A 1,280-nucleotide genomic window follows, 5' to 3' on the forward strand; every position below is an offset into this window, starting at 1 on the left:
TGTTCTTAACCGCTTAAATAACTGGACCAGTTTTGTTGCCTAAACTTAGGAACAAAATGATCGAAGACTTAATTAAAAACGCACGACTTTCATCCAGTGGCCGTAAGCTACTGACCTCACAACAAAAAGCCTTTATTGTAGAAGATTGGGAAAGTTCTGGCTTATCTTGTCCTGAATATTGTCGCCGACACGGGCTGATCACCAGTCAGGTGTATAGCTGGCGTACACTTGCTAAATCAGGAGCCATTATGAGTATCAAAAATCAAGGTGACCTACATTCCAAAGCTGAATTGGAAATGCTTAGAAAAGAGAATGAGGAGCTCAAGAAGGCTCTCGGGGAATCTACTTTGGATATTAAGATCCTAAAAAAAAAGTTAGAGATGGATCAACTTCGAAACAAGAAATTGAATCGTTATCCAGGGAATTCGGAGTAAGCATGAATAGGATTATCAAGACACTGGGAGTAGCCAAATCCTCTGTATATTATAAAGTAAAACCCTATCCTGAACGAAAAAGGACAGCGCGAAAAGAACTATGTGAGCAGATGAAACTGGCTGTTTTAGAAATCACGGCAAAGAAATCCACTTATGGGGTACCCCGGGTCAAGGCGCTGCTCAAACGGGATTATGGGCTCAATGTAACCAAATACATGGTGCATCGCTACATGAAAGAAGAAGGGTTGTTGATTACCCGACACCGAACCAGAGGCAGCAGCAGAACCCATACAGGGCAGATAGCAGTGGAAATACCTAATACGCGATGGGCTAGTGATATCACTTCGATTAAATGCTGGAATGGGGAAAAGCTCCGGGTGGCCTTTCTTCTGGACTGTTGTGACAGGTCCATCATCGCCTGGAAAGCAGGAAAACATATGCAGGCAGTTGATATTGAATTAATGGTTCAGGAAGCTTTACATGCCCGCTTTGGAGAGAACTTGCCTGATCCGGATACACTTCAGTTTTTACATGACAATGGACCTGAATTCATTGAAAAAAAGCTCAGAGCCAGCTTGAAATCCTGGAATATAATCGATTGTAATACTCCAACCTATTCCCCACAATCAAACGGGATGTGTGAAGCCTTCAATGCTACATTTAAACGAGATTACGTCTATGAGAACTGCCTGGAAAATCCAAAAACCGTACTCAGGCAAATACAGAAATGGATGAATGAATACAATACATATGCACCACATTCCGCTTTAGAAATGAAAACACCAAATGAATTTTATAACTTTAAAATCGCTGCTTAACTAGTCCAACTTTTAAGCGGAAAGAGCA

The 1,280-nt window shown here is 41.5% G+C and carries 2 protein-coding genes; both read left to right on the forward strand.

Features of this window, described 5'->3' with window-relative positions; all coding sequences use genetic code 11:
* Positions 1–56: 56 nt before the first annotated feature.
* Positions 57–434 carry an IS66 family insertion sequence element accessory protein TnpA gene (gene tnpA, locus OU792_RS18530; protein ID WP_026947032.1) on the forward strand — a complete coding sequence of 126 codons (378 nt, stop codon included), beginning with the start codon at positions 57–59 and terminating at the stop codon, positions 432–434.
* A gap of 2 nt (positions 435–436) precedes the next feature.
* Positions 437–1,252, forward strand: a complete 816-nt coding sequence (locus OU792_RS18535; RefSeq protein WP_274671055.1) for an IS3 family transposase — start codon at positions 437–439, stop codon at positions 1,250–1,252.
* Positions 1,253–1,280 lie beyond the last annotated feature (28 nt).

The organism is Algoriphagus sp. NF (genome assembly GCF_028823735.1).
In the GTDB taxonomy this organism is placed as follows: Bacteria; Bacteroidota; Bacteroidia; order Cytophagales; family Cyclobacteriaceae; genus Algoriphagus; species Algoriphagus marincola.

What these genes read in the sequence shown, in the direction of transcription:
- tnpA (WP_026947032.1), top strand. Translation starts at nt 57, where the DNA reads ATGATCGAAGACTTAATTAAAAACGCACGACTTTCATCCAGTGGCCGT.
- OU792_RS18535 (WP_274671055.1), top strand. Translation starts at nt 437, where the DNA reads ATGAATAGGATTATCAAGACACTGGGAGTAGCCAAATCCTCTGTATAT.